The sequence below is a fragment of the Paenibacillus sp. J2TS4 genome, assembly GCF_018403245.1.
Classification (GTDB): domain Bacteria; phylum Bacillota; class Bacilli; order Paenibacillales; family NBRC-103111; genus Paenibacillus_L.
Map to the genome: position 1 here is coordinate 192,684 of NZ_BOSH01000004.1, position 15,967 is coordinate 208,650.

The 15,967-nt window shown below is 44.7% G+C and carries 13 protein-coding genes; 12 read left to right on the top strand and 1 reads right to left on the bottom strand.

The window, feature by feature from the left end; all coding sequences use genetic code 11:
- The first annotated feature begins 179 nt into the window (after nucleotides 1–179).
- From KJS69_RS11065 to KJS69_RS11115, 11 genes are all read left to right on the top strand, one after another.
- The gene (locus tag KJS69_RS11065; RefSeq protein WP_249730465.1) at nucleotides 180–1,472 is read left to right on the top strand and encodes an ABC transporter substrate-binding protein; all 1,293 of its coding nucleotides are present in this window, start codon (nucleotides 180–182) and stop codon (nucleotides 1,470–1,472) included.
- Nucleotides 1,473–1,536: 64 nt separating this feature from the next.
- On the top strand, nucleotides 1,537–2,388 hold the full coding sequence (locus tag KJS69_RS11070) for a carbohydrate ABC transporter permease (RefSeq protein WP_213583822.1): 852 nt from the start codon (nucleotides 1,537–1,539) through the stop codon (nucleotides 2,386–2,388).
- An 8-nt stretch (nucleotides 2,389–2,396) separates the two neighbouring features.
- Nucleotides 2,397–3,242 (top strand): carbohydrate ABC transporter permease, encoded by an 846-nt coding sequence (locus KJS69_RS11075; protein ID WP_213583823.1) that lies wholly within the window; start codon nucleotides 2,397–2,399, stop codon nucleotides 3,240–3,242.
- A gap of 260 nt (nucleotides 3,243–3,502) precedes the next feature.
- Nucleotides 3,503–3,844: a 50S ribosomal protein L19 gene (gene rplS / locus KJS69_RS11080; RefSeq protein WP_213583824.1), complete on the top strand. Its 342-nt coding sequence runs from the start codon at nucleotides 3,503–3,505 to the stop codon at nucleotides 3,842–3,844.
- 180 nt (nucleotides 3,845–4,024) lie between these two features.
- Nucleotides 4,025–4,603 carry a signal peptidase I gene (gene lepB / locus KJS69_RS11085; RefSeq protein WP_213583825.1) on the top strand — a complete coding sequence of 193 codons (579 nt, stop codon included), beginning with the start codon at nucleotides 4,025–4,027 and terminating at the stop codon, nucleotides 4,601–4,603.
- A 32-nt stretch (nucleotides 4,604–4,635) separates the two neighbouring features.
- On the top strand, nucleotides 4,636–5,502 hold the full coding sequence (gene ylqF / locus KJS69_RS11090) for a ribosome biogenesis GTPase YlqF (protein WP_213583826.1): 867 nt from the start codon (nucleotides 4,636–4,638) through the stop codon (nucleotides 5,500–5,502).
- 104 nt (nucleotides 5,503–5,606) lie between these two features.
- Nucleotides 5,607–7,385: a sensor histidine kinase gene (locus KJS69_RS11095; RefSeq protein ID WP_213583827.1), complete on the top strand. Its 1,779-nt coding sequence runs from the start codon at nucleotides 5,607–5,609 to the stop codon at nucleotides 7,383–7,385.
- Entirely contained in the window at nucleotides 7,369–8,988 is a 1,620-nt protein-coding gene (locus KJS69_RS11100) for a response regulator (RefSeq protein ID WP_213583828.1), read from the top strand. Before KJS69_RS11095 ends, KJS69_RS11100 begins: the two co-directional genes overlap by 17 nt.
- A 119-nt stretch (nucleotides 8,989–9,107) precedes the next feature.
- The gene (locus KJS69_RS11105; protein ID WP_213583829.1) at nucleotides 9,108–10,493 is read left to right on the top strand and encodes an ABC transporter substrate-binding protein; all 1,386 of its coding nucleotides are present in this window, start codon (nucleotides 9,108–9,110) and stop codon (nucleotides 10,491–10,493) included.
- A gap of 301 nt (nucleotides 10,494–10,794) precedes the next feature.
- Nucleotides 10,795–11,691, top strand: coding sequence for a carbohydrate ABC transporter permease (locus KJS69_RS11110; RefSeq protein WP_213583830.1), 897 nt, complete (start codon nucleotides 10,795–10,797; stop codon nucleotides 11,689–11,691).
- 18 nt (nucleotides 11,692–11,709) lie between these two features.
- Complete coding sequence (locus tag KJS69_RS11115; RefSeq protein ID WP_213583831.1) at nucleotides 11,710–12,594, top strand: carbohydrate ABC transporter permease; 885 nt, start codon at nucleotides 11,710–11,712, stop codon at nucleotides 12,592–12,594.
- 663 nt (nucleotides 12,595–13,257) lie between these two features.
- Here KJS69_RS11115 and KJS69_RS11120 read toward each other — a convergent pair.
- The gene (locus tag KJS69_RS11120; protein WP_213583832.1) at nucleotides 13,258–14,214 is read right to left on the bottom strand and encodes a transposase; all 957 of its coding nucleotides are present in this window, start codon (nucleotides 14,212–14,214) and stop codon (nucleotides 13,258–13,260) included.
- A gap of 953 nt (nucleotides 14,215–15,167) precedes the next feature.
- On the opposite strand from KJS69_RS11120, the gene KJS69_RS11125 reads away from it, so the two are divergent.
- A complete protein-coding gene (locus KJS69_RS11125) occupies nucleotides 15,168–15,779 on the top strand; it encodes a ribonuclease HII (RefSeq protein ID WP_213583833.1) in 612 nt (203 codons plus the stop codon).
- Nucleotides 15,780–15,967: the final 188 nt, after the last annotated feature.

A 15,967-nucleotide genomic window follows, 5' to 3' on the forward strand; every position in this document is an offset into this window, starting at 1 on the left:
GAATTTTTTTTTGAAATGAAATGCTAATAATATTGATATTGAACTATTCGACAATATTCGCTATTATAGATGCTAGGGGGGAGGTATTTTTCAGTTATTGAAATAATAGCGGAGGAAAATTCCTTTTCATAGTGCTTGGGCTAGGCACTGTGACCCATCAACAAGAGGGGGAGAATGTATTGGTAATTAAAAAAAGCAAGTGGTTAGTTATGCTAGTGGCTCTAATGTTGCTTGTTAGCGCTTGCGGCGGTGGGGGCGGCGGATCTGCCAAGCCTTCCGGCGAAGGAGATGGGAAAGGAGCTTCAGCAGGGGACAAGAAGATTGCTTTCTGGACCATTTCGTTGAGCCCGACCTTCGATGATTACATCAACGGAGTCATTAAAGATTTTGAAGCGCAAAATCCTGGTGTTAAAGTAGAATGGCAAGACATTCCATACGATAATGTGGAACAAAGAACGTTGACAGCAGCTGCTTCCGGACAGCTTGCGGACGTACTGAATTTGAACACAGATTACTTGAAGAAATTATCCGCTCTCGGAGCGGTAGCTAACATGGACGAGCTGCTGCCGGATGCCAAGAAAGATTTCTTCGACGGAGTATGGACTTCCGGGCAATTCGAAGGGAAAACCTTTGCTCTGCCATGGTATCTCTCCAACGCAGTTATTCTTTACAACAAAGAGTTGCTGGCCGAGGCAGGCTATGACCATCCGCCGGCTACAGAAGAAGAAGCATGGGAAATGTCTGCAGCTATTAAAGAAAAGACTGGATTCTATGGTCATTCCATCAAAGATATCCATTTATATTTGCCGAGATACGGGATCAACATTGTAAGTGACGACTTCAGGTCAGCCGCCTTTAACACACCGGAGACAGTGGAAATCTTCAAGAAATTCAAGGAAAGATATGACGCAGGGTTAATTCCGGAAGAAATTTTGTTAGGTCAGGCTAAAATTCCAGAGTGGTATGCACAAGAAAAATTAGCTTTCTGGGGCACCGGACCGCAGTTGTTCCGTCAAGTTGAAGACTTGTCCCCCGAAGTATATAAGAAATCCGCAGCAGCATCGAGCTTGGTCGGTTCCACCGGTGAGTCTCACGTTGCCATCATGAACATTGCGGTTTCCGAGAAAAGCAAGCATAAGGAAGAAGCAGCCAAATTTGCTCAATTCATTACAAATGCCGACAACCAATTGGCTTTCTCCAAAATCGTAGCTGTTCTTCCATCGGTTAAAGCAGCTGCTGAAGATCCTTTCTTCACGGAGGGAGAAAACTCCGAGGATCCTGCGGAAAGAGGTCGTTTTCTGGCCGCGAAGCAGTTAGAAAAATCCGTTGATATGCTGGCTCCTGTTGAAAACGTAAGCCAGATCAACAAAACGATCAATGAAGAGTTCCATAAAGTTCTTCTGCAAGGAAAAGATCCTGCTCAAGCGGTAGCAGATGCCGAGGCTGAAGTAAACAGATTGTTGAATCAATAATAGAGTTATTATTCATCTAGCTGTGAGCCATCACAGCTAGATGAATCTTTTCCGGAGGTGTCGAATGTACAAAACAAGACATGCATGGTTTTTCTTATTTCCGACATTGTTGCTGTTGTTCGCCTTCAGCCTGCTGCCTGCGGTCATGGCGTTTTTTTTAAGTTTTACTAGCTACAACGTGTTTCAGCCTTTGAACTGGGTCGGGTTGGATAACTATATCGCTGCTTTCAAGGATCCCCATTTTTGGAATGCGATGAAAAATACGTTTTTCTTTTGGATTTTGGTTACCCCGGCTTTAATCATCCTGCCTATTTTTATTGCGATCCTGGTTAACCAAGCTTTAATCGGAATCAAAATTTTCCGGCTTGTCTACTACTTCCCTGTCCTGGTTTCCGTAGTAGTAACTGCGTTTCTATGGCAGTGGATGTTTCAAAGCGATGGAATTTTCAACTATGTTCTAAGTTTGTTTGGACTGGGGCCGGTAAAGTGGTTGACCAGCGGAACGATGGTTATGCCAAGTTTGGCTATTGTAACGGTCTGGCAGGGCTTAGGCTACTACATGCTGTTTTATTTGGCTGGACTGCAATCGGTATCGCAAGACCTGTATGAAGCAGCGGAATTGGATGGCGCTGGTTTTATGCGCAAACACATATCTATAACACTGCCTTTGCTCCGGCCGATTATTTTCTTTGTTGCCGTTATGTCCACAATGTCTGCCTTTAAGGAATTTACATTGATGCTGACCATGACGGAAGGAGGACCGCTCAGGGCGTCCACTACCGTAGTTTATATGGTATTCGAGAAAGCGTTTGTTAACTTGGAAATGGGTTACGCCAGTGCCATCTCCTTTATCCTGTTCGCTGTCATCCTAATATTGTCCATTCTTAACAGAAGCTTGATAGAGAAGGAGGATTGATGGAAGCTATGGCCAGACCGTTCATTTCCAGACGCAGATTAACCCGTAATTTGGTTTCTTATTTTTTTCTAATCGTACTTGCCATCATTACGATTGTTCCTTTTCTATGGACGCTTTCGACTTCCTTAAAGGGACAAAATGAGACGATCTTTTCGATGCCGCCGCAGCTTATTCCGACTAATTTTACAATTGAGAACTATTTAACCGTTTGGAATTCCCTTCCTATTCCGCTCTATTTATGGAATAGTGTTTTTCTAGCGTTTTTCGGAGTGCTGCTTCCGTTAATCTTTTGCTCGCTAGCCGCGTTTCCGTTAGCGAGAATGAGATTTAAAGGAAGAAATTTCATATTCTTGCTTATTATCGCGACGATGATGATTCCCGGTGAAGTGACAATGATCCCGGTTTATCTTATTTTGAATAAACTGCATCTGGTCGGTAGCCATGCGGGTGTTATTGTTCCCGGAGCCGTATCCGCTTTTGGTATCTTCTTGATGAGACAGGCGTATCTTGGAATTCCGAAGGAAATCGAGGAGTCGGCTATTATGGACGGGGCCAGCGTATGGAGAATTTGGATGTCCGTTCTTACTCCAATGGTTCTACCGATGATGGCTACGCTAGGTATATTAAGCTTTATCGGCTCCTGGAATAACTTCCTATGGCCGTACCTCGTTCTGGATAACGAGCGCCTTTACCCGCTTACAATTGGGTTGTTTAAATTAAAGGGAACCTTCGTAACCAATACCCGTTTAGTGGCAGCGGGGACAATGGTGGCTTTGCTGCCGATCCTGTTCGTGTTTGTCTTTTTCCAAAGATACTTTATTCAAGGTGCTTATTCCAGCGCTGTTAAAGGCTGATCGAACCCAACTGCATCATGACAGAATGGGGTTTCGTTACAGGCAACGGAGCATGGTTTTCTATCGCACACAAATGAACGAAGGGGTGTGTATTATTTTTACGGGATTCCCTTCCTGACTTGTTGAATTTTGTGGTTGGATATGGTAGAATGTTTTCTGTTGTTGTTTTGTTTATCAAGATGGTCCTCTACCGCGTAACGGCACCATTAAGCTAATTATTACGTTGCGGTAAGAACATCTGTGTGGAAGGAGGAGTCCCAATGAATATTATCCAGGAAATTACCAAAGAGCAGCTGCGCCAAGACCTTCCGAATTTCCGTCCAGGAGATACCCTTAAGGTACACGTTAAAGTTATCGAGGGTACACGTGAACGGATTCAGGTTTTTGAAGGAGTCGTCATTAAGAGACGTGGCGGCGGCATCAGCGAAACCTTTACGGTCCGCAAAATTTCGTATGGTGTCGGAGTGGAAAGAACATTCCCTCTGCATACTCCGAAAATCGATAAAATTGAAGTGGCTCGCCGAGGCAAAGTACGTCGCGCTAAGCTGTACTACCTGCGCAGTCTTCGCGGTAAAGCTGCTAGAATTAAGGAAATTCGATAAGAACAGTAGAGGGGGCTTGCTATCAAGCCCCTTTTCGTTTACCTCTTACAGAGGGTTAGACGGATTTCCTGGCAAGCGACAGATGCTTTTTCAAGGGAAAGACATCGTTATCCTGCAGGACGGTTTCAGAAGTCTACAACGAAATCGGTAATGGAAAATAGAAAGCGGGTGTCGGAAACTATGGATCAAGAGCAATCCTCCGATCACCCTACTCCGGTAACAAGCGAAATATGGGAATGGGCGAAGGCGCTAATCATTGCTGCGGTTCTCGTTCTGTTAATCCGCTGGTTTATTTTTGCTCCATTTATAGTGGAGGGCCCTTCCATGCAGCCTAATTTTGAAACCGGAGAAAGGCTGATCGTCAACAAAATCATCTACAGCATACGTAAACCGCAACGGGGCGAAGTGATTGTCTTCCATGCCCCTCAAGGCAGGGATTATATCAAGAGAGTCATTGCCCTGCCGGGAGAAACCGTGCGAATAGAAAACAATAAGGTCTATGTCAACGGTGAAGAGCTTTCTGAGCATTACATACAGGGAGCGATCGATAAAGCGTTGGAAAATGGAGAACACTATAACCAGAATTTTGCCGAAATGACCGTTCCGGAAGGACATATCTTCGTAATGGGGGACAACCGTCTAAACAGCCAAGACAGCCGCGCTCCTTCAGTAGGTCCTGTACCGTATGAGAAGGTTGTTGGAAGGGCCGATATTATTTTCTGGCCGTTGTCCAAAATTAGTTTGGTCAGCCACAAGTAATGGATGACGGGATGCAGAAATGAGGTGATCCTATGACCATTCAATGGTTTCCCGGACATATGACAAGAGCCAGAAGGCAGATTCAGGATAAGCTGAAGCTGATTGACCTGGCTATCGAGTTGATGGATGCGAGAATTCCGATCTCGAGCCGCAATCCGATGATAGACGAAATTTTGGGAAGCAAGCCGCGCTTGATTCTGCTCAATAAAGCGGACCTGGCGGATCCGGCGATGACTTCGGAATGGGTTCATCGATTGAAAAAGGATGGGGTGGACGCTCTGCCTATTGATTCCATCTCCGGTACGAACGTGAAGGAAATTATCCCTCACTGTAAACAGCTGCTGGCGGAGAAGAGAGAAGCCCAAATCCGTAAAGGGATGAAGCCGCGCCCGATTCGAGCGCTGATCGTCGGGATTCCGAACGTCGGTAAATCGACCTTGATTAACCGGCTGGCCGGCCGTAAGGCCGCAATAACCGGAGACCGTCCGGGAGTAACGAAAGGTCAGCAGTGGATTCGGATCGGAGGAGAGCTGGAGCTGTTGGATACGCCCGGTATTCTATGGCCGAAATTCGAGGACCAGGAAGTGGGGGCCCGATTAGCCGCCATTGGGTCGATCAGGGACGAAATCCTTCATCCGGAAGATATTGCTTTCTATGTCATTCGTTACATGATCCAACATTACCCGGAAGCGTTAAGCGATCGGTACGAGCTGGAAGGTCTTCCGAAGGAGGTCTCCGAGCCTGAACCGGTTATCGAGGTTATGGAGATGATCGGACGGCGAAGGGGATGCTTGCAAAGCGGAGGAAAAGTGAATTTGGAAAAAGCGTCAGCTTTGTTCCTTAAAGATTTGCGGGCCGGTAAAATGGGGCGAATCAGTCTGGAGCATCCTGGCGATTAACGATGGATTTCCCGGTAGAGAGAGGCGCGGCTACGGCTGCGCTTCTTTCTTTGGGTGCTAATTGTGATTGCGCATACAATTTGTCGCAAAAGGGGGAAGAGAATTTGGGCTTTAAACGATGGTTGTTTCGGCTTTCCTTCAAAAGGAGAGTCTGGATTTCGTTTATCGTCCTGCTTATGCTGGCGATAAGTGCCTCGGGCACGATGACTTATTTCATCGCGGCCGGAGTTGTTAAAAAGAACGCATTCGAGCTTAGTCAGAACAGCTTGAATAAATCGGCCCAGGTGCTGGATGAGAAGCTGAAGCAAATTACCGTATCTGTCATGACATTAACGATTAGTGACTCTTTTAAAGAAATGATCAGAAATGTGTCTGCCGGAGATTCGCAAAATTATTACCGCCTGTTATCCCTGATTCAAACTCCTTTCTCTCAAATTCAGGCACTTCAGCCTGCGATTCAATCCATTCTAATTACGACGCCGATAGGTGAATTCTATCCGACAACATACTTGCGACTGAAGGAAAACTCTTTTTTCGATAGCGAAATGTATGATTTAATCACGCAATATCAGCATGCCGTTTGGATTAAAGGGCATGAGGATCGATTTTTTTCAGGAAAGGAAAGAGTAATTACACTTGTTATGCAACCGCTTACAGAAATTCCTTTGGACAATGTCCATATTATCGTCAACATTAATGAGCAAGCGTTGAAGGAACTGGTTATTCAAAATATAGAACAATCCAGCCAGCCCTTTTACCTTGTGTCCAAAGAGGGAGATGCGGTTTTATCTTCAATGGCTTCGCTTCCTGACGAATTCAACCATCCCGATTTTGTAGCACTCATTAATGAAGAGGAGGGTGGTCACTTTGAATATAAGACGAAGCACAAGGCCTATTTGGTCAATTATGCATATTTATCGTTGAGTCCGGATTGGGTACTGCTAACGGTTCAATCGAAATCCGATTTGTTAAAACAAATGAATGCGATTAAGTGGAGCTCTATATTCATCATGGCTGGCTGCCTAATAGTCGCTTTATTTTTCTCCAATCTGCTGACGGCGTTTTTGTTGAGACCTCTATACAGGCTTCGGAACTTAATGATTCAGGTAGAGCAGCATAACGATTTATCCGTACGTTTTCAAAGCGACTTTCAGGATGAAGTTTCCCAGGTCGGCAGCAAATTTAACAGTATGCTGGAGGAAATAGCTCTGCTTATCCAAGAAATCCGGGAAGGGGAGAAGAAAAAGAGAAAGGCGGAGATCAAGGCGCTGCAAGCGCAAATCGACCCCCATTTTTTATATAACACGCTGAATACGATCTATTGGAAGTCGCAATTAAATCAACTGGACGATGTTAAGCAAATGATTTTATCTTTATCCCGCATGTTTCAGCTTGGTCTGAACAATGGATTGGAATTCACTTCGCTGGAGAAGGAAGTGGCTCATGTGGAGCAATATTTATTTATCCAGCAAAAGTGTTATGAAAATTTGTTCGACTATTCTATCGAGGTGGAGGAAGAAAGCTTACTGGAAGCTCCGATCCTCAAGCTGCTGCTCCAGCCGCTCGTTGAAAATTCCATTCTGCATGGTTTCAAGAACCGCACATCCGGCGGGAAAATAGTTGTTTCGATCTGGAGCGAGGAGAACAAGCTCGTTATTCTGGTAACAGATAACGGAGAAGGGATGGATGTGGAAACGATCCGGCGGAGTCTGAAAAATGGTTCGGAAAAGCAAGGATACGCCCTATGGAATATTTATCATCGGCTGCTGTTATATTACGGGGAATCTTCCGAAATGATTCTGGAGAGTACGCCCGGCGAAGCAACCTCAATCAAACTGATAGTAGACTGGGAAGGAGATAACGGGTATGGAGACAAGGATTAGCATGTGTGTGCTTGACGATATCAAAAGTGTCATTGATGGGATCACCTTGGGAATTCCCTGGTCCGACCATGGAATTGAGATAGTGGGGACGGCTATGGACGGAGAGGAAGGCCTGCGGATGGTACAGGAGCTTGAGCCCGACATATTATTAACCGATATTCGCATGCCCCTGCTGGATGGTTTGGAGTTAACCCGCATTATGATGCAGTCCAACCCATCCTGTAAAGTCATCCTGCTAAGCGGCTATTCGGAGTTCAGCTATGCGCAGCAGGCTATTCGCCTGGGAGCGTTCGATTACGTATCGAAGCCTTTCTCAATAGAAGATATCGTAGAGGTCGTCCTGAAAGCGGTGGAGGAGATTGAATTGGAACGCAGCCATCATAGAAGGATTTACGAAATGGAGGCTAGAGTTAGAGAAAGCATGCCGATTCTGAGGCAGGAATATTTCAATTTGCTCATTCGTTATTCCTCCGATGAGGAGAGCATAGGGAAACGTTGGGATTTTCTCGACATCGGTTTGGATCCAGAAAATTTTATCATCATGGCTGTGGAGGTGGATCACTTTGCCAAGACGGTGCAATCCATGCCGATAAGTGAAGTCGAGTTAACCCGGTTTGCCTTACAAAATATACTGGAGGAGACGCTGTCGGCTTATACCCGGAGCATCGTCTTTAGAGAAAGCATGAATCGTCAGGTGGCGATTTTCAACTCCACTTCACGGCTTAACCCGGGGGAGATGGCGGAGCTTTGCCGCCAGCATTGCGCCGAATACATGCGTCATACCGTTTCGATAGGGGTCAGCTCGAAGGTTTCGACGATCGCTGAACTGCCGCGTGCCTATGAACAGGCGGTCAGTGCCTTATCCTACAATTTCTATACCGGCGGCAACGGAGTCTTCTTATTCGGCGATTTGGGCTCCACGGATAGATATTTACGCATCTGTTCTGCGGATCAGGAAGGAGAGCTGCTTTTCGCACTTCGTTCAGGCAATCAGGAGCTGACTCTTGAACTGCTCCATCAAATCCTCCATAGTTTTGACAGCATGCAACCGCTTCCCGATCCGCAGCGTCTGATTCGATTGTACGAGGAACTGGCTGGGAGAATGCTGAGAGTTCTGGAGGAAAAGCTGTCTCATGATGAGTTAAGAGGATTGGAAGCCGAAGTTGAGAAGCTTCGCAAGAAAGGATGGGGTTCCTTACAGGAACTGCAGCAATATCTGCAACAGCTTTGTAAGCAAGGATGTATTCTGCAAGAGAAGCATCGAAGAAGCGAAGCGGAGCAGGTCATTCATAAGGCTGTTCAATACATTAAGGGCCACCTTCATTTAGATCTGTCCGTGATTGATTGTGCCCGACAAGTCCATCTAAGCGGCAGCTATTTCAGCAATTTGTTCAAGAAGGTCACGGGCCAAACGTTTCTGCAATTTGTGACGAATGAACGAATCGAACGCGCGAAAATGATGCTGCTGGAAGAAAAACAAGTGCAGGAAATAGCGGGTTTGCTTGGTTATGAGGACCGCCGTTATTTCAGTGAGGTCTTCAAGAAGCACTCGGGAATGACCCCGTCCGAATTTAAGACAGCCTATTTGGGAAAGAAGGAATGAAAGGAATGATCGTATAAAATCCCCCCTTCATCATCGTTTTGTCTCATTATGTCTTAGACAAAGCGCTTTTATAATAAACGAGTACCTATAAAAACAAATAAGAAGGGGTTGATCGTTCCATGTTAAGAAAAACTGGGATCGTCGCTTCGGTAGTGGTTATGGCTGTCGGTTTGGCGGCTTGCGGTTCGGGAGGCGGTGACAAGGCTGCAGAGCAAGCACCCAAAGGAAATACAGAAGGACAGAAGGTTAAATTAAGCTACTGGACGGAGGACAGACATGATCTGGCTTATATCCAGGAGGTCGTCAAGAAATTTAATGAAACCAATCAGGATAACATTGAAGTAGAAGTGAAGGGGATGGCCGAAAATTACAATCAATCGGTCGATATCGCGTTCGTCAGCAACCAGGCCCCCGACATCATTAGAACAACACCGAGCAATTTTATTCCTTTTGTCAAAAAAGGGTATCTTGAGCCATTGGACGACTATTTGAACGAGGACATGAAAGATAAATTCAAAAGTGCGCTGGTGGATAAATCGAACATGATGAACGGAAATATTTATTCACTACCTAATTATGGATACTCAAGCAGGCTGATCTATAATGCCGACTTATTCGAGAAAGCGGGAATTAAGGAGCCTCCCAAATCATTGAGCGAGATGGTGGAAGTCGCCAAGAAATTAACCGAGGCCGGTAAAGAGACAGGTGCCTACGGCTTTGCGATCAATTTTAAAGGTCCGGACAACTCCTTCGAGAAAGGCCCTCGGGTGATTGCGGAAATGAGCGGGATTGGCGGTTATGGATACGATTTCAAAACAGGCCGTTATGATTTCTCCGGGTTCACCGAAATCATGAAGGCATTCAAGCAGATGAAAGACGATGGCAGCATGCTGCCTGGTGTCGAGGCCATGGACATCGATCCGCTGCGAGCACAATTTGCCGAAGGGAAAATTGGCATGTATCTGTCTATATCTGCTGAACCCGGAGTTTTTATCTCCCAATTCCCTACGAAAGTGAATTGGTCAGCCGCCTTGCCGCCAAGCATCGATGGTGAGGCTAGAGGAATCGCAGGCTACTGGAAAACAGGACCGTGGCTGTCGATCAGCAGCAAAACCAAGCATAAAGAAGAGGCTTGGAAGTTCCTGGAGTATATGTATAGTGATGAAGTTTTACAAAATTACTATGAGGATGGTTATGGCTTATCCTTGCTTCCTTCCATTATTGAAAAATCCAAAGATCCCGCCATCGATGGAATTGAAGGCTTCCTACCCACAAAATATGATGGGATCTGGCCGATTTCCCCGTCTGTAGGGGTAGAAGGAATGGATTTCCCCAATGTTTTCATTAAATATACTCTCTCCGGTGGTGATCTCGATCAGATCATTGAAGATGTCAATAAACGGTATAATGCCGCATTGGATAAAGCCAAGGCATCCGGAGAAGTAAGCACGGAAGCGACACCGGACTTTGACCCCATCAGCTTGCAAGGACAGTTGGTCCAATAGAGCGGAATTGTATGCTACGTTTGAAGAAGAGCTATTAGTTCAATAGATGGAATTATCCAACGTGTTTTGAATGACTGTTTGTTCAGCCGAGCTGTAATTATCTACGTTTGAAAAAGAGCGCTAAGGACTAACATGTATCACTTGAGGACGAGTGCCGATTAGTGCGGGTTAGAGAACAAGTATGAGGTCGGGTTGGCAGGAGATTTATAGGGAACAGCGATCTTCTGCCTTATCCCGCAGCTGTTTTTACTCACCGACTTAAAGTAGGGCTGTCCTTGGTTATTTGAGGAGATGAATGGACATGAGCCGCCTGCGTAAATTGGGGGAATCTTATTTTTTTATTCTGCCAAGCCTTATTCTGACCTTAGTCCTTGGAATTTACCCGATTCTGTGGGCTATGAGATATATGTTTTATGATTATCCCGGGTATGGAGAAGAGATATTCATCGGTTTAGGCAACTTTGATCGTCTGATGAGAGATGCGGAATACTGGAAATCGGTCTGGAATACCGCTGTTTATGCCGGCGGAAAGTTAGTGGTTACTTTGCCTATCTCGTTAATTTTGGCCGTCATTTTAAATCGGGCCATCCGCGGTAAGAACATTCTCAGGGCAATCTATTTCATGCCTACCGTTTTAAGTACGGCCGTGATTTCCATTGTCTTTTTTAACATCTTCAATTCGTTTAACGGCATCTTAAACCAGCTATTGCTGAAATATAACTTGATTTCCAAAAGCATCGATTGGCTAGGTCCCGAGCTCGCCATGGTTACAACTATTATAGTAGCGATCTGGGGGGCTATAGGAAACTATATGCTGCTATTTCTGGCCGGTTTGCAGAGCATTCCGGAGGATGTTTATGAAAGTGCTTCTTTAGATGGAGCGAACGCGGTACAGAAATTTTTCTACATTACAATCCCCATGCTTGGACCTGTGCTTCAGATGATCATCATGCTGGCCATTACGATATCACTTAAAGGCTATGAAAGTATAATGGTCCTTACCGAGGGCGGTCCCATCGGTAAAACAGAAGTGATGTATCTATATGTCTATCGGATGTTCTTCCCGATCACATCTAGTTCAACAATGATTCAGGAAATTGGCTATGGAAGTGCCGTAGGATTCATGTCGGCACTGATCGTCGGTGTCATTACCGTTGTGTATTTCTGGGTATCCAGACGATTGAACCGTATATTCTAGCTTGGGAGGGCAGCAATTATGAACACGGCACCGGTAAATCGTACGATTTCGGCCACCAGCATGGGTCGACGGACAGGACGGTTAGCTTCGAGGATCATCCTATGGCTGTTTTTAGGGTCGATCGTGATCTTTACTATTTTTCCTGTCTTGATAACGTTTTTCGGCTCATTTAAAACAAATGCAGAATTGACGGCAGGTGCCACTATCCTGCCTAAGGAATGGCATTTTTCTAATTATATTGAAGCTTGGAAGCAAGCGGATTTTGCGAAATTTACATGGAACAGCTTATTTTTGAGTACATTTGCAACGATCGGATCTCTGCTGGTAGCCTCCATGGCCGCTTATGTAGTCGATCGCCGGGATTTTATCGGCAAACGAGTATTTATCGCAATACAGGCTTCCACGATGTTTATCTCCATTGGTGCCGTTGTGCTTCGACCCCAATTTGAGCTTATGGTCAAGCTTCAGCTTAATATGTCCTTATGGGGAATGATCCTGATTCTCATTAGTGCACATGCGACCACCTTTTTTATCTTGATTGGCTTTTTCAAAGGGATTCCCCGCGATCTGGATGAAGCGGCCTTGCTAGACGGCTGCAATTTCTTCTCGGTTTACTGGCGAATTGTGCTGCCATTGTTAAAGCCGGGATTGGGAGTAAGCGCGTTGTTTGCCTTCCGCAATGCGTGGAACGAATATATATTGCCCCTGGTCTTCACTATGTCCAATCCCAAATTGCAGACATTAACGGTGGGGCTTGCGAATTTAAGATACGGCAATACGGCTGCAACCCAAACTCACCTGATTATGGCAGGGGCTTGCTTGTCCATTTTACCGATTCTTATCGTCTACATCTTCGCTAATAAATCTTTCATGCAATCGACAGCAGGATCGGTTAAAGGCTAAAAGCAATGCTAAATGCTAAATGAAAAAGTGAAATGAAAATAAATTTATTGAAAAAAGGATTGCGTCTTTTCTGCAATCCTTTCGGTGTATGTGTTGAGAAATGCAGAGGGGAAATTTTCCGCCTTAAAAAAATGGAGCTGCCGAATCTATTGCCTTGTTCTACCTCATATCTCTCTTTTACCACTCTTTTGAAAGTTATCCCCTTAGCTCAGGTATTTAACTAATCCCTTATTTACTTAAATTATAAGAGATTTTTTCCGCGTTCGACTAGTTCCTCAGGTCAGACTTGTCCCCTCGCGTTCCTTTCACTTAATCTTTCCATTTCTTCCCTATCTTTTTATAAATAGAAATCTCGTATCCTCATATCCCTTTTGGCAAGCATTGGTCTATTATCCCTTTACGTCAGAAAATAGGTGAATGTAGATTTAAGGACATTGACATAACATTGACATAACATTGACATATACATTTCTAGGTCATGACTGTATCATGAAATGCGAAAAAATCAGCGCAATAGCAGCCTAATCGTTAGGATTAAATTTGTGTGAAGATAGGTTGTTAAGAAGGTTGCGTTAAGGTCGTATTAGAATGGCATTCCTGGGAAGAGGTAGAATTGAATCAAAATTGTTGAAAAAAACCAATCTCCACATTCAGCAGTCATGGTCAAGATAAGCTCTCTTTATTAAATGTACGCACACAGGCATGGGCCATCTGATCGAAGATAGGAGCGTGGTGAATTTGTAAATTCAAACGAAAACAAAATTCATCGAGGTAGTGCTGTAAATACTTCGGTCCAATCCCATTATATGTTCGATTAATCCATGCTCTCGCTTGGCGGATATACTTTTGCAGGGAGGGAATACGGGGAAAACGGAAGCGCTCTGTCTCAATAACCACATCATCCGCTTCTGTGCTGACTTGCTGTTCGATGAAATGATGACGTGCGGACCGGTAAATGGAGCTCTGTTTCATATCGTGTGGCAGAACGGTTTTAATCTTGACTTGCTGGGGTTCAGACTTTCTCCCCAAAGAAGCGGCCACGATTAGGGGCCTTTGCTCCGGGTAATGGTTCATGATCGATTTTGCCGTATTGAACGGGCGGTATAAGGTTGTTCCGCCTCTTACAATGCCGGAAAGCGGCTGCATATTGTCGGCCTGAGACAAAGCTTGACGAATCTTTCGAAGGATCGACCAAGCCGTTTTATAGGTGACATGGATGCGCGAGCTTAACTGCACGGCATTCGTGCCTCGGTCGGTCCGCGACATAAGATGAAAGGCGAGAAACCATTTAAGCAGCGGAGTGCGGCTTCCTTCCATCACCGTCCCGGCGATCAAGGAAGTCTGGTGCCGACAACTACGGCATTCATAGAGCGGGAGTCTGCGGGAACGGATGACGTAGGCCTGTTTATGTTTGCAACGAGGGCAGGAGAAGCCATCCGGCCATTTCAATTGATAGATGAATTGTTCACAATCTTCTTCTGTCTTAAAACGATTATGAAAAGCTTCTTCCGCTGACCGGAAAGTGTCCTCATTCCATTTGACCCAAAGATCCATATCCAGTCTCAGATCTAACTTGAACCCTAACTTCAAATTCCGTTCTAACTTCAAGCCTAAATTCACATCCAACCCTCCCACTCAAATCCGTTGAACCCAAGTGCATTGAACCCAAGTGCATTGAACCCAAGTGCATTGAACCCAAATCCGTTAAACTCAAATCCACTAAACTCAAATCCGTTAAACTCAAGTGCATTGAACCCAATCCATTAAATTTAAACCCATTAATTTAAATCTGTTGAAATGTTTATATGGAAAAGTTAATTGAAATTTTCAATCTGACTTCCATCACAACTATTTGAAATTTCCTACAAACATAAATTGGAACTCGCAACAACTTTCCTGCAAACCTACTTGAAACTCCTAATTACTTTTGCAAACCTAAACTTGAAATTCATATGTTGATTCGCATTCAAAATTTCCGGGTCGAAATTGATATTGAGCTTATTTCCTATAGAGGGGAATATTTGTTCTATTCATTATAACGAATATATGTTCCCCTTTCAAGGTCTTTTAATAAAATAATCAATTAATTCCGGAGTTGATTTCTCGAGAAGCTTCAAATAGCAATTTACGGAGTCTTCAGTTTATCGGCTTGAATAAAGAGATTGAATGGAGTTCTGAACGAATGGGATAACGGGCAAAAGTATGGGGGAAAGGATATTGGCTTAATCAAGAAGAATATGAACGAAGTGGAGGACAAAGGGCAATAAACATGAATAAACATGATAAAACATAGGGAAAAGGCATATGAAAAAGAGTAATAGTCCAATCAAAAAACAAGATGAATGAAGGGCAGAGCTGTTTAAAATCATTTAAAAAAACAAGTGACTACTTTAAATTACAACGGGGTTAAATGTGCTGAACAGGAAGTATGAGGTTCTCCCGGCAAGTGAGACATAAAGGAAGGATTGTCAGACGGTTCATAGCCATCGAGGTTGCATTAAGACGGAATTTGTCGGATGATTGTAGCGTGTGCAAGGCGGCACAGGTTATAATGGGCAAGAGGAGGGGAACTCATGCTCCAATATGAACAAGCGCTCTGGGATCGTCAATATCGGTTGATTGCCGGAGTAGATGAAGTAGGGAGAGGCTGCCTGTTCGGCGATGTAGTTGCCGCTGCGGTTATCCTGCCGTCGGATTGGGTCGTAGAAGAGGTGGACGATTCCAAAAAGCTGACGCCTAATAAAAGAGAACGACTATATGAAGAAATAACCGAATGTGCTCTGGCGATTGGCATCGGTAAGGTTGATTCCGAAACAATCGACAAGATTAATATTAAACAAGCCGCTCGCTTGGCTATGAAAAAGGCAGTGGAACAGTTGGTCGTAAAGCCGGATCATCTACTCGTCGATGCAGAGAGGATCGACTGTGAAGTAGAGCAGATGGCCATTATACACGGTGATGCGCTTAGCCAATCGATAGCGGCCGCTTCGATCGTGGCGAAAGTGACTCGCGACCGAATGTGCCTTCACTGGGATACCGAATTTCCGGAGTATGGAATTGCTATACATAAAGGTTATGCAACTAAACAGCATCGCGAGGCTATCCTCGAATACGGTCCGTGTCCTTTACACCGTAAATCATTTCTTGGCAAGCTGCTTAATGTTCAGCAGCAGTTTTTGTTCTGATTCTCCTAATTTTGAAGCTTGTCCAGCGGGAAGAGGGTAGATTCGCTTTACTAAATGGCAGCCAGTGTAAATCATCTAAAGATTTGGTGATGCCAGTTTCCAACCCTAGCGCCAGTTCTGTAGTGGTTGTTGGATGATGTCCGCCCCCTTGGTTATCAGTAATATTAGATTGTCGGCTCAATAATGGG